Annotated in this window: 32 protein-coding genes; 20 read left to right on the top strand and 12 right to left on the bottom strand. The window is 58.1% G+C overall.

The genetic code is table 11. From position 1 onward, the window contains the following. Positions 1 to 15: 15 nt before the first annotated feature. From KPHS_38530 to KPHS_38500, 4 genes are read left to right on the top strand one after another with little or no spacing between them, the layout of a single operon-like run. Complete coding sequence (locus KPHS_38530) at positions 16 to 915, top strand: ethanolamine ammonia-lyase small subunit (protein ID YP_005228153.1); 900 nt, start codon at positions 16 to 18, stop codon at positions 913 to 915. Positions 916 to 924: 9 nt separating this feature from the next. Continuing rightward, complete coding sequence (locus tag KPHS_38520; RefSeq protein ID YP_005228152.1) at positions 925 to 1,584, top strand: ethanolamine utilization protein; 660 nt, start codon at positions 925 to 927, stop codon at positions 1,582 to 1,584. Between the two features lie 11 nt (positions 1,585 to 1,595). After that, positions 1,596 to 2,081: a putative carboxysome structural protein for ethanolamine utilization gene (locus tag KPHS_38510; RefSeq protein YP_005228151.1), complete on the top strand. Its 486-nt coding sequence runs from the start codon at positions 1,596 to 1,598 to the stop codon at positions 2,079 to 2,081. 24 nt (positions 2,082 to 2,105) lie between these two features. Beyond that, a complete protein-coding gene (locus tag KPHS_38500) occupies positions 2,106 to 3,179 on the top strand; it encodes a transcriptional regulator EutR (RefSeq protein YP_005228150.1) in 1,074 nt (357 codons plus the stop codon). 43 nt (positions 3,180 to 3,222) lie between these two features. Here KPHS_38500 and KPHS_38490 read toward each other — a convergent pair whose 3' ends face one another. Continuing rightward, the gene (locus KPHS_38490) at positions 3,223 to 4,122 is read right to left on the bottom strand and encodes a coproporphyrinogen III oxidase (RefSeq protein YP_005228149.1); all 900 of its coding nucleotides are present in this window, start codon (positions 4,120 to 4,122) and stop codon (positions 3,223 to 3,225) included. Next, on the bottom strand, positions 4,122 to 4,994 hold the full coding sequence (locus tag KPHS_38480) for an N-acetylmuramoyl-l-alanine amidase I (protein ID YP_005228148.1): 873 nt from the start codon (positions 4,992 to 4,994) through the stop codon (positions 4,122 to 4,124). The genes KPHS_38490 and KPHS_38480 overlap by 1 nt, the downstream gene beginning before the upstream one ends. A 211-nt stretch (positions 4,995 to 5,205) precedes the next feature. On the opposite strand from KPHS_38480, the gene KPHS_38470 reads away from it, so the two are divergent. From KPHS_38470 to KPHS_38430, 5 genes are all read left to right on the top strand, one after another. Further along, positions 5,206 to 5,631 carry a putative acetyltransferase gene (locus tag KPHS_38470; RefSeq protein YP_005228147.1) on the top strand — a complete coding sequence of 142 codons (426 nt, stop codon included), beginning with the start codon at positions 5,206 to 5,208 and terminating at the stop codon, positions 5,629 to 5,631. Then, the gene (locus tag KPHS_38460; RefSeq protein YP_005228146.1) at positions 5,618 to 6,067 is read left to right on the top strand and encodes a DUF2919 domain-containing protein; all 450 of its coding nucleotides are present in this window, start codon (positions 5,618 to 5,620) and stop codon (positions 6,065 to 6,067) included. Before KPHS_38470 ends, KPHS_38460 begins: the two co-directional genes overlap by 14 nt. Before the next feature lie 61 nt (positions 6,068 to 6,128). After that, positions 6,129 to 6,704, top strand: coding sequence for an RpoE-regulated lipoprotein (locus KPHS_38450; RefSeq protein ID YP_005228145.1), 576 nt, complete (start codon positions 6,129 to 6,131; stop codon positions 6,702 to 6,704). 94 nt (positions 6,705 to 6,798) lie between these two features. Further along, positions 6,799 to 7,698 carry a Dyp-type peroxidase gene (locus KPHS_38440; protein ID YP_005228144.1) on the top strand — a complete coding sequence of 300 codons (900 nt, stop codon included), beginning with the start codon at positions 6,799 to 6,801 and terminating at the stop codon, positions 7,696 to 7,698. Positions 7,699 to 7,942: 244 nt separating this feature from the next. After that, positions 7,943 to 8,095: a hypothetical protein gene (locus tag KPHS_38430; RefSeq protein YP_005228143.1), complete on the top strand. Its 153-nt coding sequence runs from the start codon at positions 7,943 to 7,945 to the stop codon at positions 8,093 to 8,095. A 105-nt stretch (positions 8,096 to 8,200) separates the two neighbouring features. Here KPHS_38430 and KPHS_38420 read toward each other — a convergent pair whose 3' ends face one another. Beyond that, positions 8,201 to 8,338 carry a hypothetical protein gene (locus KPHS_38420; protein YP_005228142.1) on the bottom strand — a complete coding sequence of 46 codons (138 nt, stop codon included), beginning with the start codon at positions 8,336 to 8,338 and terminating at the stop codon, positions 8,201 to 8,203. On the opposite strand from KPHS_38420, the gene KPHS_38410 reads away from it, so the two are divergent. The 5 genes from KPHS_38410 (at position 8,338) to KPHS_38370 (ending at position 13,176) form a co-directional block, all read left to right on the top strand. Then, positions 8,338 to 9,354 (top strand): sulfate/thiosulfate transport system thiosulfate-binding component, encoded by a 1,017-nt coding sequence (locus tag KPHS_38410; RefSeq protein ID YP_005228141.1) that lies wholly within the window; start codon positions 8,338 to 8,340, stop codon positions 9,352 to 9,354. The genes KPHS_38420 and KPHS_38410 overlap by 1 nt on opposite strands. After that, complete coding sequence (locus KPHS_38400) at positions 9,354 to 10,187, top strand: sulfate/thiosulfate transporter subunit (RefSeq protein YP_005228140.1); 834 nt, start codon at positions 9,354 to 9,356, stop codon at positions 10,185 to 10,187. The genes KPHS_38410 and KPHS_38400 overlap by 1 nt, the downstream gene beginning before the upstream one ends. Further along, complete coding sequence (locus KPHS_38390; RefSeq protein ID YP_005228139.1) at positions 10,187 to 11,062, top strand: sulfate/thiosulfate transporter permease subunit; 876 nt, start codon at positions 10,187 to 10,189, stop codon at positions 11,060 to 11,062. Before KPHS_38400 ends, KPHS_38390 begins: the two co-directional genes overlap by 1 nt. Beyond that, positions 11,052 to 12,146, top strand: coding sequence for a sulfate/thiosulfate transporter subunit (locus KPHS_38380; protein ID YP_005228138.1), 1,095 nt, complete (start codon positions 11,052 to 11,054; stop codon positions 12,144 to 12,146). The genes KPHS_38390 and KPHS_38380 overlap by 11 nt, the downstream gene beginning before the upstream one ends. A 118-nt stretch (positions 12,147 to 12,264) precedes the next feature. Beyond that, positions 12,265 to 13,176 carry a cysteine synthase B gene (locus tag KPHS_38370; protein ID YP_005228137.1) on the top strand — a complete coding sequence of 304 codons (912 nt, stop codon included), beginning with the start codon at positions 12,265 to 12,267 and terminating at the stop codon, positions 13,174 to 13,176. Here the strand turns inward: KPHS_38370 and KPHS_38360 are convergent. Both KPHS_38360 and KPHS_38350 read right to left on the bottom strand, forming a co-directional pair. Beyond that, positions 13,173 to 13,568 (bottom strand): DUF4440 domain-containing protein, encoded by a 396-nt coding sequence (locus tag KPHS_38360; protein ID YP_005228136.1) that lies wholly within the window; start codon positions 13,566 to 13,568, stop codon positions 13,173 to 13,175. The genes KPHS_38370 and KPHS_38360 overlap by 4 nt on opposite strands. Before the next feature lie 140 nt (positions 13,569 to 13,708). Beyond that, positions 13,709 to 15,007, bottom strand: coding sequence for a putative regulatory protein (locus KPHS_38350; protein ID YP_005228135.1), 1,299 nt, complete (start codon positions 15,005 to 15,007; stop codon positions 13,709 to 13,711). Positions 15,008 to 15,089: 82 nt separating this feature from the next. On the opposite strand from KPHS_38350, the gene KPHS_38340 reads away from it, so the two are divergent. Both KPHS_38340 and KPHS_38330 read left to right on the top strand, forming a co-directional pair. Further along, complete coding sequence (locus KPHS_38340) at positions 15,090 to 15,956, top strand: pyridoxal kinase (RefSeq protein YP_005228134.1); 867 nt, start codon at positions 15,090 to 15,092, stop codon at positions 15,954 to 15,956. Next, positions 15,953 to 16,192 carry a hypothetical protein gene (locus KPHS_38330; protein ID YP_005228133.1) on the top strand — a complete coding sequence of 80 codons (240 nt, stop codon included), beginning with the start codon at positions 15,953 to 15,955 and terminating at the stop codon, positions 16,190 to 16,192. The genes KPHS_38340 and KPHS_38330 overlap by 4 nt, the downstream gene beginning before the upstream one ends. Positions 16,193 to 16,232: 40 nt before the next feature. On the opposite strand, the gene KPHS_38320 is transcribed toward KPHS_38330, so the two are convergent. From KPHS_38320 to KPHS_38270, 6 genes are all read right to left on the bottom strand, one after another. Continuing rightward, the gene (locus KPHS_38320) at positions 16,233 to 16,742 is read right to left on the bottom strand and encodes a glucose-specific PTS system component (protein ID YP_005228132.1); all 510 of its coding nucleotides are present in this window, start codon (positions 16,740 to 16,742) and stop codon (positions 16,233 to 16,235) included. Between the two features lie 42 nt (positions 16,743 to 16,784). Then, complete coding sequence (locus tag KPHS_38310; RefSeq protein ID YP_005228131.1) at positions 16,785 to 18,512, bottom strand: PEP-protein PTS family enzyme I; 1,728 nt, start codon at positions 18,510 to 18,512, stop codon at positions 16,785 to 16,787. 44 nt (positions 18,513 to 18,556) lie between these two features. Continuing rightward, positions 18,557 to 18,814, bottom strand: a complete 258-nt coding sequence (locus KPHS_38300) for a phosphocarrier protein ptsH (protein YP_005228130.1) — start codon at positions 18,812 to 18,814, stop codon at positions 18,557 to 18,559. Positions 18,815 to 18,857: 43 nt separating this feature from the next. Further along, positions 18,858 to 18,983: a hypothetical protein gene (locus tag KPHS_38290; RefSeq protein YP_005228129.1), complete on the bottom strand. Its 126-nt coding sequence runs from the start codon at positions 18,981 to 18,983 to the stop codon at positions 18,858 to 18,860. A 211-nt stretch (positions 18,984 to 19,194) separates the two neighbouring features. Next, positions 19,195 to 20,166: a cysteine synthase A gene (locus tag KPHS_38280; RefSeq protein ID YP_005228128.1), complete on the bottom strand. Its 972-nt coding sequence runs from the start codon at positions 20,164 to 20,166 to the stop codon at positions 19,195 to 19,197. Between the two features lie 176 nt (positions 20,167 to 20,342). Next, positions 20,343 to 21,104 carry a CysZ gene (locus tag KPHS_38270; RefSeq protein ID YP_005228127.1) on the bottom strand — a complete coding sequence of 254 codons (762 nt, stop codon included), beginning with the start codon at positions 21,102 to 21,104 and terminating at the stop codon, positions 20,343 to 20,345. 36 nt (positions 21,105 to 21,140) lie between these two features. Here KPHS_38270 and KPHS_38260 point away from each other — a divergent pair, with 36 nt between their 5' ends. The 4 genes from KPHS_38260 to KPHS_38230 all read left to right on the top strand — a co-directional run bounded on the left by KPHS_38260 (position 21,141) and on the right by KPHS_38230 (position 24,701). Further along, a complete protein-coding gene (locus KPHS_38260; RefSeq protein YP_005228126.1) occupies positions 21,141 to 21,284 on the top strand; it encodes a hypothetical protein in 144 nt (47 codons plus the stop codon). A 50-nt stretch (positions 21,285 to 21,334) separates the two neighbouring features. Further along, on the top strand, positions 21,335 to 22,396 hold the full coding sequence (locus tag KPHS_38250; RefSeq protein ID YP_005228125.1) for a cell division protein ZipA: 1,062 nt from the start codon (positions 21,335 to 21,337) through the stop codon (positions 22,394 to 22,396). A 69-nt stretch (positions 22,397 to 22,465) separates the two neighbouring features. After that, positions 22,466 to 24,481 carry an NAD-dependent DNA ligase LigA gene (locus KPHS_38240; protein YP_005228124.1) on the top strand — a complete coding sequence of 672 codons (2,016 nt, stop codon included), beginning with the start codon at positions 22,466 to 22,468 and terminating at the stop codon, positions 24,479 to 24,481. 1 nt (position 24,482) lies between these two features. Continuing rightward, positions 24,483 to 24,701 carry a putative negative regulator gene (locus tag KPHS_38230; RefSeq protein YP_005228123.1) on the top strand — a complete coding sequence of 73 codons (219 nt, stop codon included), beginning with the start codon at positions 24,483 to 24,485 and terminating at the stop codon, positions 24,699 to 24,701. On the opposite strand, the gene KPHS_38220 is transcribed toward KPHS_38230, so the two are convergent. Next, positions 24,698 to 25,696, bottom strand: coding sequence for a bile acid/Na+ symporter family transporter (locus KPHS_38220; RefSeq protein YP_005228122.1), 999 nt, complete (start codon positions 25,694 to 25,696; stop codon positions 24,698 to 24,700). The two genes, KPHS_38230 and KPHS_38220, sit on opposite strands and share 4 nt — an antisense overlap. Positions 25,697 to 25,700 lie beyond the last annotated feature (4 nt).

Raw genomic sequence — 25,700 nt, 5'->3', positions numbered from 1 at the left:
CGGGGATGACACATCATGGATCAAAAACAGATTGAAGACATTGTACGCAGCGTAATGGCATCAATGGGACAACCACAGTCGCAGCCGCAGGCCCCCGCAGCGTCGACTCCGGCCTGCCATGCCGCCTGCGCCAGCGAAGCGGTGGTGGAAAGCTGCACGCTGGACCTGGGCTCAGCGGAAGCGAAAGCCTGGATTGGGGTACAACATCCGCACCGCGCCGAAGTACTGACTGAACTGAAACGCAGTACCGCGGCGCGCGTTTGCACCGGCCGCGCCGGCCCGCGTCCGCGCACTCAGGCGCTGCTGCGCTTCCTGGCCGATCACTCGCGCTCGAAAGACACGGTGCTCAAAGAGGTGCCGGAAGCGTGGGTGAAAGCGCAGGGGCTGCTGGAAGTGCGTTCCGAGATTAGCGATAAGAACCTCTACCTGACGCGTCCGGATATGGGCCGTCGCCTCAGTCCGGAAGCGATTGATGCGCTGAAGGCGCAGTGCGTGATGGATCCGGATGTGCAGGTGGTGGTGTCCGATGGCCTGTCGACGGATGCCATCACCGCCAACTACGAAGAGATCCTGCCGCCGCTGCTTACCGGCCTGAAACAGGCGGGTCTGAAGGTCGGGACGCCGTTCTTCGTGCGCTATGGCCGCGTCAAGATTGAAGATCAGATCGGCGAGATCCTCGGCGCGAAGGTGGTGATCCTGCTGGTTGGCGAGCGCCCGGGGCTCGGCCAGTCGGAGAGCCTCTCCTGCTACGCGGTGTACTCCCCGCGGGTGGCGACCACCGTCGAGGCCGACCGAACCTGTATCTCCAATATCCACCAGGGCGGCACCCCGCCGGTAGAAGCCGCCGCGGTGATCGTGGATTTAGCCAAACGCATGCTGGAGCAGAAAGCCTCCGGCATCAACATGAGCCGTTAAGGAGGCATCATGCCAGCATTAGATTTGATTCGCCCCTCGGTCACCGCGATGCGCGTGATTGCCTCGGTGAATGACGGTTTCGCGCGCGAGCTTAAATTACCGTCGCATATACGTAGCCTCGGACTCATCACGGCAGATTCTGACGATGTGACGTATATTGCCGCCGACGAAGCGACAAAGCAGGCGATGGTGGAGGTGGTCTATGGCCGCTCCCTCTACGCCGGTGCGGCCCATGGTCCGTCGCCTACCGCCGGCGAAGTACTGATCATGCTTGGCGGCCCGAACCCGGCGGAAGTTCGCGCCGGGCTGGATGCCATGATGGCGCATATTGAAGGTGGGGCGGCATTCCAGTGGGCTAACGACGCGCAAGATACCGCGTTTCTGGCGCACGTGGTGTCGCGTACCGGCTCTTATCTTTCATCGGCCGCTGGCATCGCGTTGGGCGATCCGATCGCTTATCTGGTGGCGCCGCCGCTGGAGGCGACGTTTGGTATCGATGCGGCGATGAAGTCGGCCGACGTTCAGCTGGTGACCTACGTCCCGCCGCCATCGGAAACCAACTATTCGGCCGCCTTTTTGACGGGAAGCCAGGCCGCCTGTAAAGCCGCCTGCAATGCCTTTACCGATGCCGTTCTCGATATTGCCCGTCATCCTGTACAGCGTGTGTAATGGAGGGAGCGATGATCAATGCGCTGGGATTGCTCGAAGTGGAGGGCATGGTCGCGGCTGTAGACGCTGCGGATGCCATGCTTAAGGCGGCCAATGTGCGCCTGCTCAGTCATGAAGTGCTCGACCCGGGCAGGTTAACGCTGGTGGTGGAGGGCGACCTGGCGGCCTGCCGCGCCGCGCTGGATGCTGGGGCCGCCGCTGCCCGGCGGACCGGCTGCGTGATCAGCCGTCGGGAAATTGGCCGCCCGGAAGAGGATACCCAGCGGCTGATCGGCGGTTTTCAGCCACCGCCGCCAGCGCCCATGCCGCCAGCTGACCCGGCTTCATCGGAAGCCTTACTGACGCTGCTGGCTTCAGTTCGTCAGGGCATGACGGCCGGCGAGGTCGCCGCGCATTTTGCCTGGCCGCTGGATAAGGCCCGCCAGGCGCTGGAGCAGCTCTTTTCCGCAGGGACGCTACGAAAACGCAGTAGCCGCTATCGTCTCAAAAATCCATAACCTGTCGGAGGTGCCGGGAGCGGCTTGCCCCCGGCTTTAACGATTATGAAAAAGCGTCGTTCTGCAAATTTGCACCATCTCTGTTGCGAGGCGTTGCCGGAAGACACCAGGCTGACGCCTCAGGTTGAAATTGACAATATTCATCAACGACACACAACCGATGTGTATGAGCACGCCCTGACCATTACCGCCTGGCAACAGATCTACGATCAGCTGCATCCGGGGCAGTTTCGCGGCGAGTTTACCGAAATCCTGCTCGATGAGATCCAGGTCTTCCGCGAATATACCGGGCTGGCGCTGCGCCAGTCCTGCCTGGTCTGGCCGAACTCCTTCTGGTTTGGCATTCCGGCGACCCGGGGTGAACAGGGGTTTATCGGCTCGCAGTGTCTGGGCCGGGCAGAAATCGCCACCCGTCCCGGCGGTACGGAGTTCGAGCTCAGCACGCCGGATGATTACACCATTCTCGGGGTAGTGATTTCGCAGGAGGTGATTGCGCGTCACGCCAGTTTCCTGCACCACCCGGAGCGAGTGCTACATATGCTACGCAACCAGTCAGCGCTGGCGGTCCGCGAGCCGCATAAGGCCGCGCTGTGGGGGTTTGTCCAGCAGGCGCTGGCCACCTTTAGCGAGCATCCGGATACCCTTCATCAGCCGGCCGTGCGTAAGGTCCTGCGGGATAATCTGTTGCTGGCGATGGGCACGATGCTGGAAGAAGCGCAGCCGATGGTAAGTGCAGAGAGCGTCAGCCACCAGAGCTACCGCCGCCTGCTGGCGCAGGCGCGCGAATATGTGCTGGAAAACAGCGCGGAGCCGTTAACCGTTCTCGATCTGTGCCAGCAGCTGTACGTCAGCCGTCGCACCTTGCAGAACGCCTTCCATGCGATACTGGGGATTGGTCCTAACGCCTGGCTCAAACGGATCCGCCTGAACGCTGTGCGTCGGGAGCTGATAAGCCCCTGGTCAGAGCGCGAGACGGTCAAGGAGGCGGCCATGCAGTGGGGATTCTGGCATTTGGGGCAGTTCGCCACCGACTATCAGCAGCTGTTTGCTGAGAAACCGTCGATGACGCTGCACCATCGCCTGCGCCAGTGGGTGTGAGGGAAGAGACTCCGCTACCGGGTGGCCAGCCGCCATCCGGCCGTTACAGCCAGTCGCGCACCTGAATAAACTCGCTCAGCGCCGCCTCGGGGCTGCCGGGCTCGGGCTGATAATCATATTCCCAGCGCACCAGCGGCGGCATCGACATCAGAATCGACTCCGTACGCCCGCCGGTCTGCAGGCCGAACAGGGTGCCGCGGTCCCAGACCAGATTGAACTCGACATAGCGGCCGCGACGGTAGAGTTGAAAGTGGCGCTCGCGTTCGCCGTACGGCGTGGCTTTCCGGCGTTCGACGATAGGTAAATAGGCGTCAGCATAGCCGTTCCCGACCGCCTGCATAAAGGCGAAGCAGTGGTCAAAATCCGGGGTGTTCAGGTCGTCAAAGAACAGACCGCCGATGCCGCGCTGCTCCTGGCGGTGCTTGAGATAGAAGTAATCATCGCACCATTTTTTATAGCGCGGATAGACTTCCTCGCCGAACGGCAGACACAGATCGCGGGCGGTACGATGCCAGTGGACGGCATCCTCTTCAAAGCCGTAGTAAGGGGTTAAATCAAAGCCGCCGCCGAACCACCACACCGGGTCGGCGCCAGGCTTTTCGGCAATAAAGAACCGCACGTTGGCATGGCTGGTGGGCACGTAGGGGTTCAGCGGATGAACCACCAGCGAGACGCCCATGGCTTCAAAACTGCGTCCGGCCAGCTCCGGGCGGTGCGCGGTGGCGGAGGCAGGCATGGCGTCGCCATGGACGTGGGAAAAGTTGACCCCCGCCTGCTCGAACACCCGGCCTTCGCGCAGCACCCGGCTGCGTCCGCCGCCACCGCCTTCCCGCTGCCAGGCATCTTCAATAAACGGCGCGCCATCCACGGCGCTCAGCTGCTGACAGAGGTTGTCCTGGAGCTGGAGCAGAAAAGTTTTTACCTGCGCGGCATCGGGTTTCATTAACGTCTCTTCGAATGGGCTTTCTGGTTATCGAACCAGTGGAAATAGCTGATAATGCCGTTGGCAATCGCGGTGGCGATTTTCTGCCGGAAGGCGGTGGTGCCGAGCAGTTTCTCCTCGTTCGGGTTGGTGATAAACGAGGTTTCCACCAGCACAGACGGTATGGATGGTGACTTCAGCACCACGAACGCCGCCTGCTCGGTATTGCGGCTGTGTAGCTTATGTACCGGCTTGATCTTTTTCAGGATATGCGAGCCCAGCGTCAGGCTGTTTTTGATGGTGTCGGTCTGCACCAGATCGAACAGTACCTGCTGCAGCAGATGGTCTTTATCCGTCGCTTTCTTACCGGCGACCTCATCGGCGCGGTTTTCGCGATCGGAGAGGTATTTCGCCATGGCGCTACTGGCGCCGCGGTTTGACAGGGCGAACACCGAGGCGCCGGCGGCGCTCGGGTTGGTAAAACCATCGGCGTGGATTGACATAAACAGATCGGCGCCGTGCTGATGGGCGATCTCCACGCGGTCGTACAGCGGGATAAAGGTATCCCCGGTGCGGGTCAGGCGGGCGTCGATGCCGTTGCTGCGCAAAATGCTGCGCACGTTCTTAGCGATCGCCAACACCACATGCTTCTCTTTCGAGCCGTTATGGCCGATAGCGCCGGTATCGATGCCGCCGTGGCCCGGATCTAACATTACAATCCGGCGACCCCCGGCCTTTTTGGCGGCGGGTTTGCTATGTCCATTTGACGTTTTCAGTGGCTGTTCTTTTGCGCTGACCTGTGAGGCGACGCCGCTCAGCGTCATCGCAGCCAGCCCGGCTTTCAGCACCTGACGGCGCGAAGCAAGTATTTTTAAAGGTTTAAAAGTGCTCATTCGGCCTGAATTGTAAACAAGTGATGTCCAATGTTATATCGTATCGCGTTTGCCGTTACGACCATTCAAAATAAGAATTGTTTTACTTTTCATTTCAATACATGACAAAGTCATATTATGCCATTTTTTGTCGCTGATTTCGCCTGATATTGGCTATCAGTTATATTCGCGCCATAATCACTGTTTTTAACCGTCAATGGTGGGGAATACCATGGAGATTCGCGTTTTTCGCCAGCAGGATTTCGAAGAGGTTGTGACGCTGTGGGAGCGCTGCGATCTGCTGCGCCCGTGGAACGATCCGGAGATGGATATTGAGCGCAAGCTGAATCACGACGTCAGCCTGTTTCTGGTGGCGGAAGTGAATGGCGAAGTGGTCGGCACGGTGATGGGCGGATATGACGGTCATCGCGGATCGGCCTATTATCTCGGCGTCCATCCGGAATATCGCGGCCGGGGTATCGCGAACGCGCTGCTCAACCGTCTGGAGAAAAAGCTGATTGCCCGCGGCTGCCCGAAAATCAACATTATGGTCCGTGAAGACAACGACGTGGTGCAGGGAATGTACGAGCGGTTGGGCTATGAGTACGCCGATGTCCTGACCCTGGGCAAGCGCCTGATCGAAGATGAAGAATACTGAGTTTATCCCCGCCGATTTTGATGCCCATGGCCGTCTGCGCCTGCCTTTGCTTTTCTGGTGCGTGCTGTTGTTGCAGGCCCGCACGTGGGTGCTGTTTTTGATGGCCGGCGCATCGCGCCAGCAGGGCGACGCGATTCTTAATCTGTTCTATCCCGATCACGAGCGCTTCTGGCTTGGTTTACTGCCAGGCGTGCCGGCGGTGCTGGCCTTTCTGCTTAGCGGCTATCGTCAGCGCCTGCCGCGCCTGTGGCGGGCGATGCGCTGGCTGCTGGTGCTATCGCAAGTGCTGCTGTTGCTGTGGCAGCCGATGCTATGGCTGAGCGGCGAATCTCCCTCCTCGTTGACCATTGCGCTGCTGGTCGCGGATGGCTATGCCCTGTGGTGGCTGTTAACCAGCCGTCGCCTGGGCGCCTGTTTTCACCAGACCACCTTTTAATGGCACTTTTTGCCGATCGTGAACTCCAACATGCGTTGAATGACTCAGAAAGGATTGAGATATGAAATCGCTACGTGTAATGCTCTGTGCGCTTCCGCTGGCGCTGACCGGCTGCTCCACGATGAGCGCAGTCAACTGGTCGGCGGCCTATCCGTGGAACTGGTTTGGCGCTTCCACCGAGGTGACCGAGCAGGGAGTGGGTAAACTGACGGCTTCCACGCCGCTCAATGAACAGGCGATTAGCGATGCGCTGGGCAGCGACTACCGTTTACGCAGCGGAATGAAGACCGATAAGGGCAATATCGTCCACTACTTTGAAGCGCTGAAAAACAACAGCGTGGCGCTGACCATCAATGGCGACAACGGTGCTATCAGCCGGATTGACGTGCGTGATGCGGATATCAAAACCGCCAGCGGCGTGAAAATCGGCACACCGTTTAGCGACCTGTACAGCAAAGCCTTCGGCAACTGCCAGAAAGGCAGCCATGACAACGGGGCGGTCGTCGAGTGTCAGGCCGAGGGGAGCCAGCATATCAGCTATGCCTTCACTGGCCACTGGAGCGGTCCGGACGAGCTGATGCCCTCCGACGATACGCTGAAAAACTGGAAGGTCAGCAAGATTATCTGGCGTCGCTAAATTGATCTGAAGAGACACGACAGCTCTGAAAAACGGTTACAATGGCGCGTTAGCAACGCGACAGCGTTGTGGTTGCATCATTTCAGGAGGAGCGATGTCTCAGGTTCAGAGCGGCATTTTGCCGGAACATTGCCGCGCGGCGATTTGGATTGAAGCCAATCTCAAAGGGGACGTTAACGCCCTGCGCGAAGCGAGCAAAATTTTTGTCGATAACGTGGCCACCTTCCAGGCTAAATTCCCTGACGCCAAACTCGGTGCGGTGGTGGCGTTCGGCAATAACGTCTGGCGTCAGCTGAGCGGCGGCGAAGGGGCGGATGAGTTAAAAGATTTCCCGGTCTATGGCAAAGGGCTGGCGCCGTCCACCCAGTATGACCTGCTGATTCATATTTTATCCGCCCGTCATGAAGTTAACTTCTCGGTGGCGCAGGCCGCGCTGGCCGCCTTTGGCGACGCTATCGACGTGAAAGAAGAGATCCACGGCTTCCGCTGGGTGGAAGAGCGTGACCTCAGCGGCTTCGTCGATGGCACCGAAAACCCGGCGGGGGAAGAAACCCGCCGCGAAGTGGCGGTCATTAAAGACGGCGTGGATGCGGGCGGCAGCTACGTGTTCGTCCAGCGCTGGGAGCATAATCTCAAACAGCTGAACCGCATGAGCGTGCCGGATCAGGAGATGATGATCGGCCGTACAAAAGACGCTAACGAAGAGATCGATGGCGATGAACGTCCGGTCACGTCGCACCTGAGCCGCGTGGACTTAAAAGAAGATGGCAAAGGGTTGAAAATCGTCCGTCAGAGCCTGCCGTACGGCACCGCCAGCGGCACCCATGGCCTCTATTTCTGCGCCTACTGCGCGCGCCTGTATAACATCGAGCAGCAGCTGCTGAGCATGTTTGGCGATACCGACGGTAAACGCGACGCGATGCTGCGCTTCACCAAACCGGTGACCGGCGGGTATTACTTCGCGCCGTCGCTGGAGCGTATCCAGGCGCTGTAATTTTTCCCCTCACCCTAACCCTCTCCCCAAAGGGGAGAGGGGACGGTAAGGTGCGGCTATGGGATCTGCGTGCGGATTCTTTTACTCCCTCTCCCTCAGTCAGAGGGGAGGGGTGAGGGCATCGGCGACTCAGGCGCTTCAAGTATCCCCTCCATCACCGCATCACCATACTCTTCAAACTCAATATTCCAGAAGCGTAAAACTCGCCATCCCTCGCTCTGTTGCCAGAGGGTGCGGCGTCATCGTGTTGGCCGCCGTCCAGTTCAATCGCCAGCCGTATTGCGCAGCAGGCGAAATCGAGAATATAGGGGGCAACGGGGCGCTGGCGGCGAAACGTATCGCTAGCAAAACGGCGGTTGCCCAGTCAGTACCCTGGTCGACGTTCTGCGGGCGTTAAGCTACGTCTGAGCTGACGAGCAAATATCTGTGTGTTTTTCATATAAACACAGTGCACGCCTGGCTGCCGTTTGTCACAATGACCCGTCTAATCTGCGAGCCGCTTTCAGCTAAGCTTTGCCAGTTGCTTATTCCCTTTTCGACTTCCAAATCGCCAAACGGTATATAAAACTGTTACTCCTTTCGTACCCGTTATAAATATGATGATCATCAGAAAATGTTCAACGTTGATAAGGGTGCGCAATGGCCGTTAAATCACTGAAAAAAGGATATCTGGCGCTGGCGGCTTCCATGCTGCTGGTGGCGCAGGCGCAGGCGACGGAGCTGCTGAACAGCTCCTATGATGTCTCCCGCGAGCTGTTTGCCGCCCTTAACCCGCCTTTTGAGCAGCAGTGGGCGAAAGACAATGGCGGGGACAAGCTGACCATCAAGCAGTCGCATGCCGGTTCATCCAAGCAGGCGCTGGCTATTTTGCAGGGCCTGAAGGCGGACGTGGTCACCTACAACCAGGTGACGGACGTGCAGATCCTGCATGACAAAGGCAACCTGATCCCGGCCGACTGGCAAAGCCGTCTGCCGAACAACAGCTCACCGTTCTATTCGACGATGGGTTTCCTGGTGCGTAAAGGCAATCCGAAAAACATTCATGACTGGAACGACCTGGTTCGCTCTGACGTTAAGCTGATCTTCCCGAATCCGAAAACCTCGGGTAACGCCCGATACACCTACCTGGCGGCATGGGGCGCGGCGGATAAAGCTGATGGCGGCGATAAAGCTAAAACCGAACAGTTTATGACTCAGTTTCTCAAGAACGTCGAAGTCTTTGACACCGGCGGGCGCGGAGCGACCACCACCTTCGCCGAGCGCGGCCTCGGCGATGTGCTGATTAGCTTCGAATCGGAAGTGAACAATATTCGCAAGCAGTATGAGGCGCAGGGATTTGAAGTGGTTATCCCGAAAACCAACATTCTGGCGGAGTTCCCGGTAGCCTGGGTCGATAAAAACGTCAAAGCCAATGGCACGGAAAAGGCGGCGAAAGCCTACCTGAACTGGCTCTATACGCCACAGGCGCAAACTATCATTACCGACTACTACTATCGGGTAAACAACCCGAAAGTGATGGATGCTCTGAAGGATAAATTCCCACAGACCGAGCTGTTCCGCGTGGAAGATAAGTTTGGCTCCTGGCCTGAGGTGATGAAAACCCACTTCGCCAGCGGCGGCGAACTGGACAAACTGCTGGCGGCGGGGCGTAAGTAATGTTTGCTGTGTCGTCCAAGCGCGTGCTGCCGGGTTTTACCCTGAGCCTTGGCACCAGCCTGCTGTTTGTCTGTCTGATTTTGTTATTACCGCTCAGCGCGTTGGTGATGCAGCTGGCGCAGATGAGTTGGGCGCAGTACTGGGATGTGATCACCAACCCGCAGGTGGTGGCTGCCTATAAGGTGACGCTGCTGTCGGCGTTTGTGGCCTCGATTTTTAACGGCGTCTTTGGTCTGCTGATGGCCTGGATCCTGACCCGCTATCGTTTTCCGGGCCGCACGCTGCTGGATGCCTTAATGGACCTGCCGTTTGCGCTGCCGACGGCGGTAGCCGGTCTGACCCTGGCCTCGCTGTTTTCGGTGAACGGTATTTACGGGGAATGGCTGGCGAAGTTCGATATTAAAGTCACCTATACCTGGCTCGGCATCGCCGTGGCGATGGCCTTCACCAGCATCCCGTTTGTGGTACGCACCGTGCAGCCGGTGCTGGAAGAGTTGGGGCCCGAGTATGAGGAAGCGGCGGAAACGCTGGGCGCTACGCGCTGGCAGAGTTTCCGCAAGGTGGTGCTGCCGGAGCTGTCGCCGGCGCTGCTGGCGGGCATTGCTCTGTCGTTTACCCGCAGCCTCGGCGAATTCGGCGCGGTGATTTTTATCGCCGGCAACATCGCGTGGAAGACGGAAGTGACGTCGCTGATGATCTTTATTCGTCTGCAGGAGTTTGACTATCCGGCGGCGAGCGCCATCGCCTCGGTGATCCTGGCCGCCTCACTGCTGCTGCTGTTTTCCATCAATACCCTGCAGAGTCGCTTTGGTCGACGCGTGGTAGGTCACTAATGGCGGAAGTTACTCAATTGAAACGCTACGACGCGCCCCGTATCAACTGGGGAAAATGGTTTCTGATTGGCGTCGGGATGCTGGTCTCCGCCTTCATCCTTGTGGTGCCGATGCTCTACATCTTTATCCAGGCCTTCAGCAAAGGATTGATGCCGGTGCTGGAAAACCTGGCGAACCCGGACATGCTGCATGCCATCTGGCTGACGGTGATGATTGCATTGATTACCGTACCGGTGAACCTGGTGTTCGGTACCTTGCTGGCCTGGCTGGTGACACGTTTTACCTTTCCGGGGCGCCAGCTGCTGCTGACGTTGCTGGATATCCCGTTCGCCGTCTCGCCGGTGGTGGCCGGTCTGGTGTATCTGCTGTTTTACGGCTCTAACGGTCCGCTGGGCGGCTGGCTTGACGCGCATAATCTGCAAATCATGTTCGCCTGGCCAGGCATGGTGCTGGCGACCATCTTTGTTACCTGTCCGTTTGTGGTGCGTGAGCTGGTGCCGGTGATGATGAGTCAGGGCAGTCATGAAGATGAGGCCGCGGTGCTGCTGGGCGCGTCCGGTTGGCAGATGTTCCGCCGGGTGACGTTGCCCAATATTCGCTGGGCGCTGCTGTACGGCGTGGTGCTGACCAACGCCCGCGCCATCGGCGAATTTGGCGCGGTGTCGGTGGTTTCCGGCTCGATCCGCGGCGAAACGCTGTCGCTGCCGCTGCAAATTGAACTACTGGAGCAGGATTACAACACCGTCGGCTCGTTTACCGCCGCCGCCCTGCTGACGTTAATGGCTATTCTGACCCTGTTTTTAAAGAGTATGTTGCAATGGCGTCTGGCCAATCAGAAAGAACGCGCGCAACAGGAGGGAAATCATGAGCATTGAGATTGCCAATATTCAGAAATCGTTTGGTCGCACCCAGGTGCTGAATGATATCTCGTTGGATATCCCTTCCGGACAAATGGTTGCGCTGCTGGGGCCCTCGGGCTCCGGAAAAACCACCCTGCTGCGAATTATCGCCGGTCTGGAGCATCAGACCAGCGGTCATATCCGCTTCCACGGTACCGACGTCAGTCGGATGCACGCTCGCGACCGTAAAGTGGGCTTCGTTTTCCAGCACTATGCGCTGTTCCGCCATATGACGGTGTTCGATAACATCGCCTTTGGCCTGACCGTGCTGCCGCGCCGCGAACGCCCCAATGCGGCGGCGATTAAAGCCAAGGTGACCAAACTGCTGGAGATGGTGCAGCTGGCCCATCTGGCGGATCGCTATCCGGCGCAGCTGTCCGGAGGCCAGAAGCAGCGCGTGGCGCTGGCGCGCGCCCTGGCGGTGGAGCCGCAAATTTTGCTGCTGGATGAACCTTTCGGTGCGCTGGATGCGCAGGTGCGTAAAGAGCTGCGCCGCTGGCTGCGTCAGCTGCATGAAGAGCTGAAATTCACCAGCGTGTTCGTCACCCACGATCAGGAAGAGGCGATGGAAGTTGCCGACCGGGTGGTGGTCATGAGCCAGGGCAACATCGAACAGGCCGATGCCCCGGAGCGCGTATGGCGTGAGCCGTCTACCCGTTTCGTGCTGGAGTTTATGGGGGAAGTGAACCGCCTGCAGGGGGTCATCCGCGGTGGACAGTTCCACGTCGGCGCCCACCGCTGGCCGTTAGGCTATACCCCGGCATACCAGGGGCCAGTGGACCTGTTCCTGCGCCCGTGGGAAGTGGACATCAGCCGGCGGACCAGCCTGGATTCGCCGCTGCCGGTGCAGGTCCTGGAGGCCAGTCCGAAAGGGCACTACACCCAATTAGTCGTCCAGCCTCTGGGGTGGTATGACGAACCGCTGAGCGTGGTGTTAACGGGCGACGAGGCGCCGTCCCGCGGCGAACGGCTGTTCGTCGGGCTGCAAAACGCGCGTTTGTACAACGGTACCGAGCGTATCGAGCCGCGCGGCGAGCTTGCTCTGGCGGAGTCGGCCTGATAGCTTAAATCCATGTGCTTTTGCCGGGTGAGGCTCTGCTTACCCGGTCTGGAATTATGACGCGTCTGCCAGGCCGGGTAAGCGAAGCGCCGCCCGGCTTTTTTATTGAGTAAAAATCGTGAATACACTCGAACAAACCATCGGCAATACCCCTCTGGTCAAACTTCAGCGTCTGGGACCGGACAACGGCAGCGAAGTCTGGGTCAAACTCGAAGGCAATAATCCGGCCGGCTCGGTGAAAGATCGCGCCGCGCTGTCAATGATCGTTGAAGCGGAAAAGCGCGGCGAAATTCAGCCCGGAGACGTGCTGATCGAAGCGACCAGCGGCAACACCGGTATTGCGCTGGCGATGATCGCCGCGCTGAAAGGCTACCGGATGAAGCTGCTGATGCCCGACAACATGAGCCAGGAGCGTCGGGCCGCGATGCGCGCTTACGGCGCCGAGCTTATCCTGGTCAGCAAAGAGCAAGGGATGGAGGGTGCCCGCGACCTGGCTCTGGAGATGGCCCAGCGCGGCGAAGGCAAACTGCTCGATCAGTTTAACAACCCGGATAACCCCTACGCCCACTACACCACCACCGGCCCGGAAATCTGGCAGCAGACCGCGGGGCGTATCACCCACTTTGTCTCCAGTATGGGGACCACTGGCACCATTACCGGCGTGTCACGTTTTCTGCGTGAACAGAGTAGACCGGTGACCATTGTTGGCCTGCAGCCGGAGGAGGGGAGCAGTATTCCCGGGATCCGCCGCTGGCCGGCAGAGTATATGCCGGGGATCTTTAACGCTTCGCTGGTGGATACGGTGCTGGATATTCATCAGCAGGATGCTGAGAACACCATGCGTCAGCTGGCGGTGCGGGAAGGCATTTTCTGCGGCGTCAGTTCGGGCGGCGCGGTAGCGGGCGCGTTACGCATAGCCCGCGAAAATCCTGGCGCGGTGGTGGTGGCGATTGTCTGCGATCGCGGCGATCGTTACCTTTCCACCGGCGTCTTCGGCGAAGAACACTTTAGCCAGGGGGCGGGCATTTAATCATCAAGCAGGTCGGTGCCGTAGGAGTTATCGACGGTGCACAGCCAGCGTTCGCCCTGCTTCTGAAAGACATAGGTGGCGCGTCGCGTAACCTGGGATATCCCGTCCGCCGTCGGGATATCCAGCCGGGTCTCCATAATCACCAGCGCATTGCCGCCGCCTTCAATAACCTCCATTTTCCCCTGAGTCACCACCAGTCGGTGCTGGAAATAGTCGGCAATGGCGATAAAGGCTTTGCGGATATTCTCTTTCCCTCTGACCACCATGCCCGGTTTGACGACCAGCGCGGCGTCTTCTGCGTAATAACTCATCAGGGTATCGTAATCTTCCTGCGAGATAGCGCGATCGCAGGCTTCAATGACTGCTTTCAGTGCCAGGTCAGGGTGACGCATCTCTGGTGCTCCTTGTTGTGAGCGATTTGTCCGCCTCGGCGATCAGGGCATGCAGGTAAGACTAGCCTGCTGTCGTTTATTTTTCATTAATTTGTCGGCAGCTGCCATCACTCCCCGATACGTTCGGTGGACTGCCTGCGTCAGGGGGCGTCTAAGGCCTGCGCAATATCGGCCGCCAGGCGGGAAATCTCAGCGTCACTCAGACGGCCCAGCGACAGGCGTAGCCCGTGGGAGGGCGTACGGATGCCAAACACCTCTCCCTCCCGGACCAGCCAGCCGGCGCGGGCCAGGCGTAAGGCGTAGGGCTGGCTCGCCGCTGGCAGCGGCAGCCAGAAATTGAGGCCATCCCCTGGCGTAGCATGGCTGAAGCCGTGCCGGGCCAGCGCCGCCGCCAGTTTCTCATTCTGCTGGCGATAGTGACGACGAGTCTCCGTCATCGAGGCGATAAACGCCTCGTCGGTCAGGCAGGCCAGCGTCAGGTCCTGCAGCAGATGGCTGACCCACTGGCTGCCGGCGTTAAGCCGCAGGCGCAGCGCCGCTGAAGTAGCGGCATCGCTGGCGATAAAGGCCAGCCGCAGGTCTGGTCCGAGGGTTTTTGACATCGAGCGCACCAGCGCCCAGCGTTGGGTGCTTGCAGGAAGAGGGGAGTGCCATGGCGTGGCCGACAGCAGGGCAAAATGGTCATCAACAATCGCCAGTACCTGCGGATAGCGGGCTAGCACCTCCCGCAGGGCATGCGCCCGGGTTTCCGTCAGGCTACAGCCGGTAGGATTATGCGCGCGCGGGGTTAAGATCACCGCCCGTGCGCCGTTGCGTAACGCCTCCTCCAGGCCGTCAGGATCCATCCCTTCGGCATCCACCGCCACCGGGCAGGGGGTAAAACCGGCGTAACGCACCATATTGATGCTGCTGAGAAAACAGGGATCTTCCACCACAACGCCGTCGCCGGGGAGCAGCAGAGCGCACAGCAGGCGCTCCAGGGCGTCTATCGCCCCGCTGGCGAGATTCACCGCAAAGGGAACGGCTATCTCTCTGGCAAACCACGCCTCGGCCCATTGGCCAAGCCGCGGCTCGATGGGCGCATCGCCATACAGGCGGGGCGTGCGGGCAATCTGGCCCAGATAGCGGGGTAAATCAGGCAGTCTGGCCGGATCCGGATTGCCGCTGGAGATATCGTTCAGCGGGGTCGTTGGGTCACCTCCCTCCAGCGCCGGCAGTGTGTCCCGCGCTTTAATGGCTGTACCGTTGCGTCCCTGACTGACGGCCAGCCCGGAGGTCACCAGCCGTTTATAGGCGGCGGCGACAGTGTTGCGATTCACTGCAAGCTGGCTGGCGAGTTCACGTACCGGCGGCAGAACCTCTCCGGGCTGCAACCCGCCGCTCTGCACCAGATGGCGGATGTTATCGAAGATTTCGCTGGCGGTTTTTCCGGCTAACATTATTGACCTATGACAAAATGGAATTTAGCATAGGACGAATCATAATCAGTGCGTGACCCGCTGTCCAGCGGGGGGAGAAAAGATGGGCCAGCAGGATGATATACAATCAGTGCTCTTTCACGACAAAAGCCGGGCGTCGGAAGTGGATATCGTCGCCGTGCAGTCGCAGGTAGTCTATGGCAGCGTCGGCAACGGCATCGCGGTTCCGGCGATTAAACAGCATGGTCTGCGCGTGCTGGCGGTGCCGACGGTGCTGTTCAGTAATACGCCCCATTATGAGACGTTCTATGGCGGCATTATTCCGGAAGAGTGGTTTGTCGGGTATCTGCAGGCGCTGGAGGAGCGCGACGCGCTGCGCGAACTGCGTGCGGTCACCACCGGCTATATGGGCAGCGCAGTGCAAATCGAACGCCTGGCGCAGTGGCTGACGCGCGTACGGGCCCGCCATCCCGGGTTGTGCATTCTGGTGGATCCGGTCATCGGCGATGTCGACAGCGGCATCTATGTCAAGGCTGAGATCCCGGACGCCTATCGTCAGCACCTGCTGCCGCTGGCGCAAGGGATCACCCCCAATCTGTTCGAACTGGAGACGCTGAGCGGCCAGCGCTGTCGCGATCGGCAGGAGGCGGTCGCCGCGGCGCGAAGCCTGCTGTCGGACACCCTCAAATGGGTGGTGATCACCAGCGCGCCGGGAGAGGCCGATTCGACGATCAATGTGCTGGTGGTGACGGCCGATGCAGTGGAAGTGGTGGTTCACCCGCGGGTGGAGACAGACTTAAAAGGAACCGGCGATCTGTTCTGCGCGGAGCTGGTGAGCGGGTTGCTTTCCGGACTGGCGCTGGGGGCAGCGACGCAGGCTGCTGCCCAGCGCGTGCTGGAGGTGATGAACTGGACTGCCGCCCAGGGGTGTGACGAATTGATCCTACCGCCGCTGGAGCAAAGCAGATGAAAAGCTATCGGTTAGTGATCCGCCAGCAGGGACGCATTGTTGGTCATTTTGATACGACAGGTGAGGCGGCGCTGGAGGATGCCTGCGTGGCGCGGTCGCTGTTCGGCCTGGCCGGTGGATATCAGTGCGAACTGCTGGTCGCTGACAGCGAGCGGCGAATTCTGGAGAGCACCCCGGAGGGATTGCGCGTCTTGTCCCGCGAGAAGTGCTATCGACCGGTAACTTGCGCGGTATAAAAAAATGGCGCCTTTCGGCGCCATTTTTATGCAGCAAGCATTACTTCTTGATGCGGATTACCGGGGTTTCACCCACGGTCACGCTACCGGACAGTTTGATCAGCTCTTTGATCTCGTCCATGTTGGAGATAACCACCGGCGTCAGAGTCGACTTGGCTTTCTCTTCCAGCAGCGGCAGATCAAATTCGATAACCGGATCGCCGACTTTCACGCGCTGACCTTCTTCCGCGATACGCTTGAAGCCTTCGCCTTTCAGTTCAACGGTATCAATACCGAAGTGAACGAACAGCTCGATGCCGCTATCAGATTCAATAGAGAACGCGTGGTTGGTTTCGAAAATTTTACCAATGGTACCGTCTACCGGCGCGACCATTTTGTTGCCAGTCGGTTTGATGGCAATCCCATCGCCCACAATTTTTTCCGCAAAAACCACATCCGGCACGTCTTCAATGTTGACGATCTCACCGGAGAGGGGAGCAACAATCTCAATAGTTCCGGTGTCTTTCTTGTCATCAGAAACCAGAGATTTCAATTTATCAAACAAACCCATGATCTTCTCCTAAGCAGTAATTTGGGCCGCGCATCTCGTGGATTAGCAGATTGTTTTTTCTTCAATGAACTTGTTAACCAGCGTCATTAACTCGTCCGTTGTCGGTTGAGCAAGAGCCTGCTCTGCTAATACTTTCGCATCTTCGAAGTTCGTATTACGAATAATCTTCTTGATGCGCGGGATGGAAATGGCGCTCATAGAGAATTCGTCCAGCCCCATACCCAGCAACAGAAGTGTAGCACGTTCATCGCCCGCAAGCTCACCGCACATGCCAGTCCATTTACCTTCAGCGTGAGAAGCATCAATAACTTGCTTAATCAGATTCAGTACAGACGGTGACATCGGCTGGTAAAGATGTGAAATCATATCATTACCACGGTCAACTGCCAGAGTATATTGCGTTAAATCATTGGTGCCGATACTAAAGAAATCAACTTCTTTGGCCAGATGACGAGCAATAGTCGCCGCAGCCGGTGTTTCCACCATCACGCCGATCTCAATGGATTCGTCAAATGCTTTACCTTCGTCACGCAGTTCCTGTTTGTAGATTTCGATCTCTTTCTTCAGCGCACGCACTTCTTCAACAGAGATGATCATCGGGAACATAATGCGCAGCTTACCGAAAGCGGAGGCACGCAGGATGGCGCGAACCTGGTCGCGCAGGATCTCTTTACGATCCATCGCAATACGCACGGCACGCCAGCCGAGGAACGGGTTCTCTTCTTTCGGGAAGTTCATGTACGGCAGCTCTTTGTCGCCGCCGATATCCATGGTACGGACGATAACGGCCTGAGAGCCACAGGCCTCAGCCACCGCTTTATAAGCCGCAAACTGTTCTTCTTCAGTTGGCAGCGCGTCACGGTCCATGAACAGGAATTCGGTACGATACAGGCCTACGCCTTCGGCGCCGTTGCGCTCAGCACCTTCGACATCGCGAACGGTACCAATGTTGGCGCAGACTTCAACCTGATGGCCGTCGAGGGTAATCGCCGGCAGATCTTTCAGTTTCGCCAGTTCGGCTTTTTCTTCCGCAACCTGAGCCTGCAGACTACGCAGCGCTTCAATTTGCTCGTTAGACGGGTTGATAAGAACCTGGTTGTTCACCGCGTCGAGAATCAGATAGTCGCCGTTCTTCACCTGCGCCGTGATGCTGCCGGTGCCCACGATGGCCGGCAATTCCAGGGAACGCGCCATGATAGAGGTGTGGGAGGTACGACCGCCCGCATCGGTGATGAAACCCAGCACTTTTTTCAGGTTCAGCTGTGCGGTTTCAGACGGGGTCAGATCGGCGGCGACGAGGATGACTTCATCCTGAATCGCACTCAGATCGATGATTGCCAGACCAAGGATGTTGCGCAGCAGGCGCTTACCGATATCACGTACGTCAGCCGCACGTTCTTTCAGGTATTCATCATCCAGCTCTTCCAGGGCAGTGGCCTGACCGTCGATAACTTCATTGGCTGCCGCGTCGGCAGTCATGTGCTTATCTTTAATCAGGGCTATGATTTCCTGCTCAAGCTCCTCATCTTCCAGCAGCATAATATGCCCTTCGAAGATGGCTTCTTTTTCTTCACCGAAAGTTTCACCAGCTTTGGTTTTGATGACCTCCAGCTGGGCGGAGGCCTTGGCGCGGCCGCTCAGGAAACGTTCGACTTCCTGATCAACCTTATCGGCAGAAATTTTCTTCCGGTCGATGACAATTTCATCTTCCTTCAGCAGCAATGCTTTGCCGAAGGCGATACCCGGGGATGCTAAAATGCCTGAAATCATAACCCTACCTTACTTGTGACTGATATGAAAAAGAACCCGTGAACTTACTCGAGTTCAGCCATCAGTTTAACCAGATGCTCAACAGCTTTCTGCTCATCTTCGCCTTCAGCGGAGAGGGTCACTACGGTGCCCTGGGTCAGGCCCAGAGTCTGCAGTTTGAACAGGCTTTTGGCGCTGGCGCTTTTGCCGTTGGAGGTTACAGTGATCTCAGAAGTGAAGCCTTTAGCTTCTTTAACAAACTGAGCAGCAGGGCGGGTGTGCAGACCGTTCGGAGCGGTAATGGTAACTTCTTGCTGGAACATTATATTTCCCCAACTTATAGGTTTAGTGTTGTGGACCTAAAGTCTAGTCTAACGACTCGACTTTAGCCTGTATTGTTAGCGCCGGCGTTACGTTTCCGGCCTTGGCGTCGGCAGCGCCTGGCGCTGCGAAGACCTGCGGGCCATTGACGTCTAGCACGTCATTAAACATTATGCCGCGAAAGGAAGACTTGAACCAAATCATAAAATCGATTCAGCTGGCGGAAATCCTCTTCTGAATAATTTCGCGCATCAAAATAAATGTGCTGGTTAAATACCAGACCCTACGAGGTGAATCAATGCCAGGAGGGGTAAAACTTTGACGTGTGCCACAAAAAAGCACCCGAAAAGGTGCTTTTTTACACATTATTTACAAGCTGGCACTACTGTTGCAGCTCTTTCTCAGTGAAGAGATCGGCGAACAGCGCGGTGCTTAAATAACGCTCACCTGAGGAAGGCAGGATAACCACAATATTCTTATTGGTAAAGGCCTCATCTTCCTGCAGCTTCAGCGCGGCGGCAACGGCGGCCCCGGAAGAGATACCCGCCAGGATGCCTTCTTCTTCCATCAGGCGGCGCGCCGTGGAGATAGCTTCCTCGTTGGTAATGCCGATCACTTTGTCGACCAGCTTCAGATCCAGGTTGCCAGGAATGAAGCCGGCGCCGATACCCTGAATTTTGTGCGGACCCGGCTTGAGTTCTTCCCCCGCCAGCGCCTGGGCGATCACCGGGGAATCGGTCGGTTCAACGGCGACGGTGATCAGATCTTTTTTACCTTTGGTGTTTTTGATATAGCGGCTGACGCCGGTCAGCGTTCCGCCGGTACCTACGCCGGAGATAAACACATCCACCTGACCATCGGTATCTTCCCAGATTTCCGGGCCGGTAGTCTTCTCGTGGATTTCCGGGTTAGCCGGGTTGCTGAACTGCTGCAGCAGCAGGAATTGTTCCGGGTTGCTGGCGACAATCTCTTCCGCTTTCTGGATAGCGCCTTTCATGCCTTTGGCGCCTTCGGTCAGCACCAGGTTGGCGCCCAGGGCTTTCAGCAGCTTACGACGCTCGATGCTCATGGTTTCCGGCATGGTTAGCGTCAGTTTGTAGCCGCGGGCCGCCGCCACGTAGGCGAGGGCGATACCGGTGTTGCCGCTGGTCGGCTCGACCAGTTCCACGCCAGGTTTCAGAACGCCGCGCTTTTCAGCATCCCAGATCATATTGGCGCCGATACGGCATTTTACGCTAAAGCTCGGGTTACGAGATTCTACCTTTGCCAGGATACGGCCATTACCGATGCGGTTCAGTCGTACCAGCGGCGTATGACCGATAGTCAGGGAGTTGTCTTCAAAAATCTTACTCATGGCCCGTCCTTAACTGTATGAAATTTGGGGGTACGGCATCAGCATACCCGCTTAAAGAATATGCGGAAGTAAGGATTTAGCATATCTATATGCGGAAGGGAAATAATGATAAGCAAGAAGGAATAAGCGCGATATAAGGGAGCGGCCTTTGCCGCCCCCAAGTGAAGGTGTTACCGCTATTTCCAGCTGGCGTGTCTATCGCGATAGCAATCGACCCACATGGCGGTGGCGCCGCAGATAGCCACCGGAAGGATCACCAGGTTTAACACCGGGATCATTGTGAACAGGCTGGTGAGCGCCCCAAACTGCATATTCATCACTTTGCGACTGCGCAGCGATTCGCGCATGGTTTTGAAGGGAACCTTGTGATTATCAAAGGGATAATCACAGTATTGAATCGCCAGCATCCATGCGCTGAACAGGAACCAGAGTACCGGGGCTACCGTCTGCCCAACGCCGGGAATAAAGTAGAGCAGCAACAGCACGATGGCGCGCGGCAGATACCAGGCCAGCTTCTGCCACTCACGCTTCATAATCCGCGGAATATCTTTCATGATGCCAAAGACGCCGACGTCCGGCGGGGTAGCGCCGGTCAGGCGCGCTTCCAGCTGTTCCGCCAGCAGGCCGCTGAACGGCGCGGCTATCCAGTTGGCGATCGTCGAAAAGAAGTAGCCAAACACCAGCAGGATTGAGAGCACTACCACCGGCCACAGCAGGTAGTTTAGCCACTGCAGCCAGTCCGGCACATGGCTCATCAGCGAGGGGATCCAGCTGCCGAGACGGGTAAACAGCCACCAGAAGGCAGCGCCCATCAGCAGCACGTTAACCAGTAAAGGCAGGAAGACATAACGCCGTATGCCCGGCAGCCCGATGAGTTTCCAGCCCTGCGAAAAATAATAAACGCCGCTGCGCGGGGTCGGTGCGGATGATGAAACCATAGCCAGGCATTGCTCCTTTTTTAACATCCGGTGTGAATGCTCGCTTATTTTATCGGGTCGTCAGACAATAACCAGTTAGGAAATGTTCGAAAAAACAGCAAAAAGCACGATTTAGTTCATCTTTATGTGGTGAAAGCGACCGACGCACTTGCACTTGAGGTAATCGGCAAATACTCTTAGTGAGTAAATGTTTGCCGTGGTGGCAAGGTGTTAGAACAACAGAGAATATAATGATGCAGGATTTGCGTCTGATATTAATCATTGTTGGCGCGATCGCCATAATCGCTTTACTGGTACATGGTTTCTGGACCAGCCGTAAAGAACGTTCTTCGATGTTTCGCGATCGCCCACTGAAACGTATGAAGTCGCGCGACGATGAGTCGGAAAACGACGACTTTGATGATAATGTTGAAGGCGTAGGAGAAGTCCGCGTTCATCCGGTGACTCACGCCCCGCACGGCGCGCATGGGGAGCATGAAGCCCCTCGTCAGTCGCCGCAGCACCAGTACCAGCCGCCTTACGAGCGCCAGATGCAGCAGCCTGCGCGTCCTGAAGAACCGGTTCGCCAGCCGCCGCAGCCGCCGCGCCAGGCCCCGGTTCCACCGCAGCAACAGCCTGCGCCGCATGCGGCTCCGCAGCCTGGCTGGCAACAGCCGCAACCTGCGCAGCCGCCCGTACAACCGCAACACCAGCCGCAGCCTGTTGTGCAGCAGCCTGTCGCGCCGCAACCGGTGACGCCGACCGTCGCTCAGCCGCAGCCAGCCGCCCCGCAGCAGCCTGCGCCACAGCCTGTTGCCGCGTCGCAGCCCGCCGTCGCGGAACCGCAGCCGGTAGAGCCGCAGCAGCCCGCCGCGCCGCAGCCGAAAGAGCGCAAAGAGACGGTCATTGTGATGAACGTCGCCGCGCATCATGGCGCCCAGCTTAACGGTGAAGTGCTGATCAACAGTATCCAGCAGGCCGGCTTTAAGTTTGGTGAAATGAATATTTTCCACCGCCACCTAAGTCCGGACGGCAGCGGTCCGGTGTTGTTCAGTCTGGCCAACATGGTGAAACCGGGAACCTTCAATCCGGACAGCATGGCGGATATGATGACCCCTGGGGTGACTATCTTTATGCAGGTCCCTTCCTACGGCGATGAACTGCAGAACTTCAAGCTGATGCTGCAGTCTGCGCAGTATATCGCTGACGAAGTGGGCGGCGTGGTGCTTGACGATCAGCGTCGCATGATGACGCCGCAAAAACTGCGTGAATACCAGGATCGTATTCGCGAAGTGAAAGACGCGAACGCCTGACGTTCCGCGTTAACTCAATCCTTTCTCAACCCCCGCCTGTCGGGGGTTTTTTATCATTGATGGTGTGATATGGAACCAATCGAACAACAACTGACTGAACTGCGAACCACGCTTCGCCATCATGAATATCTGTACCACGTTATGGACGCGCCGGAAGTGCCGGATGCGGAATATGACCGCCTGATGCGCAAGCTGCGCGAGCTGGAGAGCCAGCACCCGGAGCTGATTACCCCGGATTCGCCAACTCAGAGGGTGGGGGCGGCGCCACTCACCGCCTTTAGCCAGATCCGCCATGAAGTGCCGATGCTGTCGCTGGATAACGTGTTTGACGAAGAGAGCTTTCTCGCCTTCAACAAGCGGGTACAGGATCGCCTGAAAAGCACAGATCATCTTACCTACTGCTGCGAGCTTAAGCTCGACGGCCTCGCGGTGAGCATTCTCTACGAAAACGGCGTGTTGGTGCAGGCGGCAACCCGCGGCGACGGCACCACTGGCGAAGATATTACCTCTAACGTGCGAACTATTCGCGCCATCCCCCTCAAGCTGCATGGCGAGAATATTCCTGCACGCCTTGAGGTACGTGGGGAAGTGTTCCTCCCGCAGGCCGGGTTTGAAAAAATCAATGAGGAAGCTCGCCGCACCGGCGGGAAAGTGTTTGCTAACCCGCGTAATGCGGCAGCGGGTTCGCTGCGCCAGCTCGATCCGCGCATCACTGCGAAGCGACCGCTTACTTTCTTCTGCTACGGCGTGGGCGTGCTGGAGGGCGGCGAGCTGCCGGCCAGCCACTCGGCTCGGTTGCTGCAGTTCAAAGCATGGGGGCTGCCGGTGAGCGATCGCGTCACCCTGTGCCACACCCCCGAGGAAGTGCTTACTTACTATCGTAAAGTCGAGGAAGAGCGTCCCCACCTGGGCTTTGACATTGATGGCGTGGTGATCAAAGTCGATTCGCTGGCGCTGCAGGAACAGCTGGGTTTCGTCGCCCGCGCGCCGCGCTGGGCCGTGGCCTTTAAGTTCCCGGCACAGGAGCAGATGACCTTCGTCCGGGACGTGGAGTTCCAGGTGGGCCGCACCGGGGCGATTACGCCGGTGGCGCGTCTGGAGCCGGTCCATGTTGCCGGCGTGTTGGTGAGCAATGCCACCCTGCATAATGCCGATGAAATTGAACGCTTAGGCTTGAAAATCGGCGACAAGGTGGTGATTCGCCGGGCAGGCGATGTGATCCCGCAGGTGGTTAACGTGGTGCTTTCCGAGCGTCCGGCGGATGCCCGGGATGTCGTCTTCCCGACCCACTGTCCTGTATGTCAGTCAGACGTTGAACGGGTGGAAGGCGAGGCGGTAGCCCGCTGTACGGGCGGCCTGATCTGCGGCGCGCAGCGCAAAGAGTCGCTCAAGCACTTCGTCTCCCGTCGCGCGCTCGACGTTGACGGCATGGGCGACAAGATCATCGACCAGCTGGTGGAGAAAGAGTACGTCCATACCCCGGCGGATCTGTTCCGGCTGACGGCGGGGAAACTGACCGGGCTGGATCGGATGGGGCCGAAGTCCGCGCAAAACGTAGTCAACGCCCTCGAGAAAGCCAAAGAGACGACCTTCGCACGTTTCCTCTACGCCTTAGGTATTCGCGAGGTAGGAGAAGCGACGGCGGCGGGCCTGGCGGCGCATTTCGGCACTCTCGAAGCCCTTGAGCAGGCTACCATTGAGGAGCTACAGAAAGTCCCTGATGTCGGCATCGTCGTCGCTACCCATACCTTCAACTTCTTTGCCGAAGAGAGCAACCGCGATGTCATTGCGCAACTGCTGGCGGAGGGGGTTCGCTGGCCTGCGCCGGTGGTGGTGAAGGCGGAAGAGATTGATAGCCCGTTTGCAGGCAAAACCGTGGTCCTTACCGGCAGCCTCAGCCAGCTGTCGCGCGATGACGCCAAAGCGCGTCTGGTGGCGCTGGGGGCGAAGGTGGCAGGCAGCGTGTCGAAGAAAACCGACCTGGTGATTGCCGGCGAAGCGGCGGGGTCTAAGCTGGCGAAAGCGCAGGAGCTGGGCATCGAGGTGATTGACGAGGCCGAAATGATGCGTCTGCTGGGAGAATAACGTGGATAAAGCGCAGCTGGTCGAGATAGCCAATACCGAAATGCCGTTCGGTAAATACAAGGGACGTCGCTTAATCGATGTCCCGGAAGAGTATTTATTGTGGTTCGCGCGTAAGGATCAATTCCCTGCCGGGCATCTTGGCGAGCTGATGGCGTTGACCCTGCTGATTAAAACTGAGGGGCTGAGCGATCTGGTCCAGCCCCTGAAGAAAGCGCGTTAGGCTTTGGCCGCGTTGGCCTTTTCCTCAGCGAGACGCGCATCGGTTTGCTGCTTGTAGCGCCGCGCCAGCACCGCGCAGACCATCAGCTGGATTTGGTGGAAGATCATCAACGGCAGCACCATGATGCCGAGGATGGAGGTCGGGAAGAGAATATTGGCCATCGGAATGCCGTTGGCCAGGCTCTTTTTCGAACCGCAGAAGACGATGGTAATCTCATCGGCTTTGTTAAAGCCGCAGCGGCGGGCGACAAAGACGTTGACCGCGATGACGATGGCCAGCAGCACCAGGCTGACCACCACGATAAACAGCAGCGATCCCAGACCGACTTTATGCCAGATGCCATTCACCACCGCCTCGCTAAAGGCGGAGTAAACCACCAGCAGAATCGAGGTCTGGTCGGTCTTACCAATCCACTTCTTATGCTTCGCCACCCAGTCGCCAATCCACGGCCGCGATAAGTGACCGAGCACGAAAGGCAGCAGCAGCTGCAGCATAATTTTACCGACCTGCTCCAGACTGCCGCCTGCGCCGTGAAGGTTCATCAGGACCCCCACCAGTAGCGGGGAAACAAAGATCCCCAGCAGGCTGGAGGCCGAGGCTGAGCAAACCGCAGCCGCGACGTTGCCCCCGGCCAGCGAAGTAAAGGCGATAGCGGATTGCACGGTGGCCGGCAGAATGCACAGATAGATAAAGCCGCTGTAGAGCATCGGATCGACATTCACCGGCGCCCACCAGGCAAACAGAACCCCGAGTAGCGGGAAGAGAATAAAGGTGCTGCACATCACCCAGAGATGCAAACGCCAGTGGCTGCCGCCGGCGATAATCGCCTCCCGGGAGAGTTTAGCGCCATGCATAAAGAACAGTAGCGCGATGGCGGCGGTGGTCAGATGTTCAAAGAAGGGGACGAAAGCGCCACGGGCCGGGAAGAATGAGGCCAGCAGGACAACGGTGATTAGCGTGGCCGTAAACGGATCGAGAATACGGAAAAGTTTCATAAAC

It is taken from the genome of Klebsiella pneumoniae subsp. pneumoniae HS11286, from assembly GCF_000240185.1.
GTDB lineage: Bacteria > Pseudomonadota > Gammaproteobacteria > Enterobacterales > Enterobacteriaceae > Klebsiella > Klebsiella pneumoniae.
Note: the sequence above shows the minus strand (reverse complement) of the source record. Positions and strands in the feature narration are given on the sequence as shown.

What these genes read in the sequence shown, in the direction of transcription:
- KPHS_38530 (YP_005228153.1), top strand. Translation starts at nt 16, where the DNA reads ATGGATCAAAAACAGATTGAAGACATTGTACGCAGCGTAATGGCATCA.
- KPHS_38520 (YP_005228152.1), top strand. Translation starts at nt 925, where the DNA reads ATGCCAGCATTAGATTTGATTCGCCCCTCGGTCACCGCGATGCGCGTG.
- KPHS_38510 (YP_005228151.1), top strand. Translation starts at nt 1,596, where the DNA reads ATGATCAATGCGCTGGGATTGCTCGAAGTGGAGGGCATGGTCGCGGCT.
- KPHS_38490 (YP_005228149.1), bottom strand. Translation starts at nt 4,122, where the DNA reads ATGAAACCCGATGCCGCGCAGGTAAAAACTTTTCTGCTCCAGCTCCAG.
- KPHS_38480 (YP_005228148.1), bottom strand. Translation starts at nt 4,994, where the DNA reads ATGAGCACTTTTAAACCTTTAAAAATACTTGCTTCGCGCCGTCAGGTG.
- KPHS_38470 (YP_005228147.1), top strand. Translation starts at nt 5,206, where the DNA reads ATGGAGATTCGCGTTTTTCGCCAGCAGGATTTCGAAGAGGTTGTGACG.
- KPHS_38460 (YP_005228146.1), top strand. Translation starts at nt 5,618, where the DNA reads ATGAAGAATACTGAGTTTATCCCCGCCGATTTTGATGCCCATGGCCGT.
- KPHS_38450 (YP_005228145.1), top strand. Translation starts at nt 6,129, where the DNA reads ATGAAATCGCTACGTGTAATGCTCTGTGCGCTTCCGCTGGCGCTGACC.
- KPHS_38440 (YP_005228144.1), top strand. Translation starts at nt 6,799, where the DNA reads ATGTCTCAGGTTCAGAGCGGCATTTTGCCGGAACATTGCCGCGCGGCG.
- KPHS_38410 (YP_005228141.1), top strand. Translation starts at nt 8,338, where the DNA reads ATGGCCGTTAAATCACTGAAAAAAGGATATCTGGCGCTGGCGGCTTCC.
- KPHS_38400 (YP_005228140.1), top strand. Translation starts at nt 9,354, where the DNA reads ATGTTTGCTGTGTCGTCCAAGCGCGTGCTGCCGGGTTTTACCCTGAGC.
- KPHS_38390 (YP_005228139.1), top strand. Translation starts at nt 10,187, where the DNA reads ATGGCGGAAGTTACTCAATTGAAACGCTACGACGCGCCCCGTATCAAC.
- KPHS_38380 (YP_005228138.1), top strand. Translation starts at nt 11,052, where the DNA reads ATGAGCATTGAGATTGCCAATATTCAGAAATCGTTTGGTCGCACCCAG.
- KPHS_38360 (YP_005228136.1), bottom strand. Translation starts at nt 13,568, where the DNA reads ATGCGTCACCCTGACCTGGCACTGAAAGCAGTCATTGAAGCCTGCGAT.
- KPHS_38350 (YP_005228135.1), bottom strand. Translation starts at nt 15,007, where the DNA reads ATGTTAGCCGGAAAAACCGCCAGCGAAATCTTCGATAACATCCGCCAT.
- KPHS_38340 (YP_005228134.1), top strand. Translation starts at nt 15,090, where the DNA reads ATGGGCCAGCAGGATGATATACAATCAGTGCTCTTTCACGACAAAAGC.
- KPHS_38330 (YP_005228133.1), top strand. Translation starts at nt 15,953, where the DNA reads ATGAAAAGCTATCGGTTAGTGATCCGCCAGCAGGGACGCATTGTTGGT.
- KPHS_38320 (YP_005228132.1), bottom strand. Translation starts at nt 16,742, where the DNA reads ATGGGTTTGTTTGATAAATTGAAATCTCTGGTTTCTGATGACAAGAAA.
- KPHS_38310 (YP_005228131.1), bottom strand. Translation starts at nt 18,512, where the DNA reads ATGATTTCAGGCATTTTAGCATCCCCGGGTATCGCCTTCGGCAAAGCA.
- KPHS_38300 (YP_005228130.1), bottom strand. Translation starts at nt 18,814, where the DNA reads ATGTTCCAGCAAGAAGTTACCATTACCGCTCCGAACGGTCTGCACACC.
- KPHS_38290 (YP_005228129.1), bottom strand. Translation starts at nt 18,983, where the DNA reads ATGTTTAATGACGTGCTAGACGTCAATGGCCCGCAGGTCTTCGCAGCG.
- KPHS_38280 (YP_005228128.1), bottom strand. Translation starts at nt 20,166, where the DNA reads ATGAGTAAGATTTTTGAAGACAACTCCCTGACTATCGGTCATACGCCG.
- KPHS_38270 (YP_005228127.1), bottom strand. Translation starts at nt 21,104, where the DNA reads ATGGTTTCATCATCCGCACCGACCCCGCGCAGCGGCGTTTATTATTTT.
- KPHS_38260 (YP_005228126.1), top strand. Translation starts at nt 21,141, where the DNA reads ATGCTCGCTTATTTTATCGGGTCGTCAGACAATAACCAGTTAGGAAAT.
- KPHS_38250 (YP_005228125.1), top strand. Translation starts at nt 21,335, where the DNA reads ATGATGCAGGATTTGCGTCTGATATTAATCATTGTTGGCGCGATCGCC.
- KPHS_38240 (YP_005228124.1), top strand. Translation starts at nt 22,466, where the DNA reads ATGGAACCAATCGAACAACAACTGACTGAACTGCGAACCACGCTTCGC.
- KPHS_38220 (YP_005228122.1), bottom strand. Translation starts at nt 25,696, where the DNA reads ATGAAACTTTTCCGTATTCTCGATCCGTTTACGGCCACGCTAATCACC.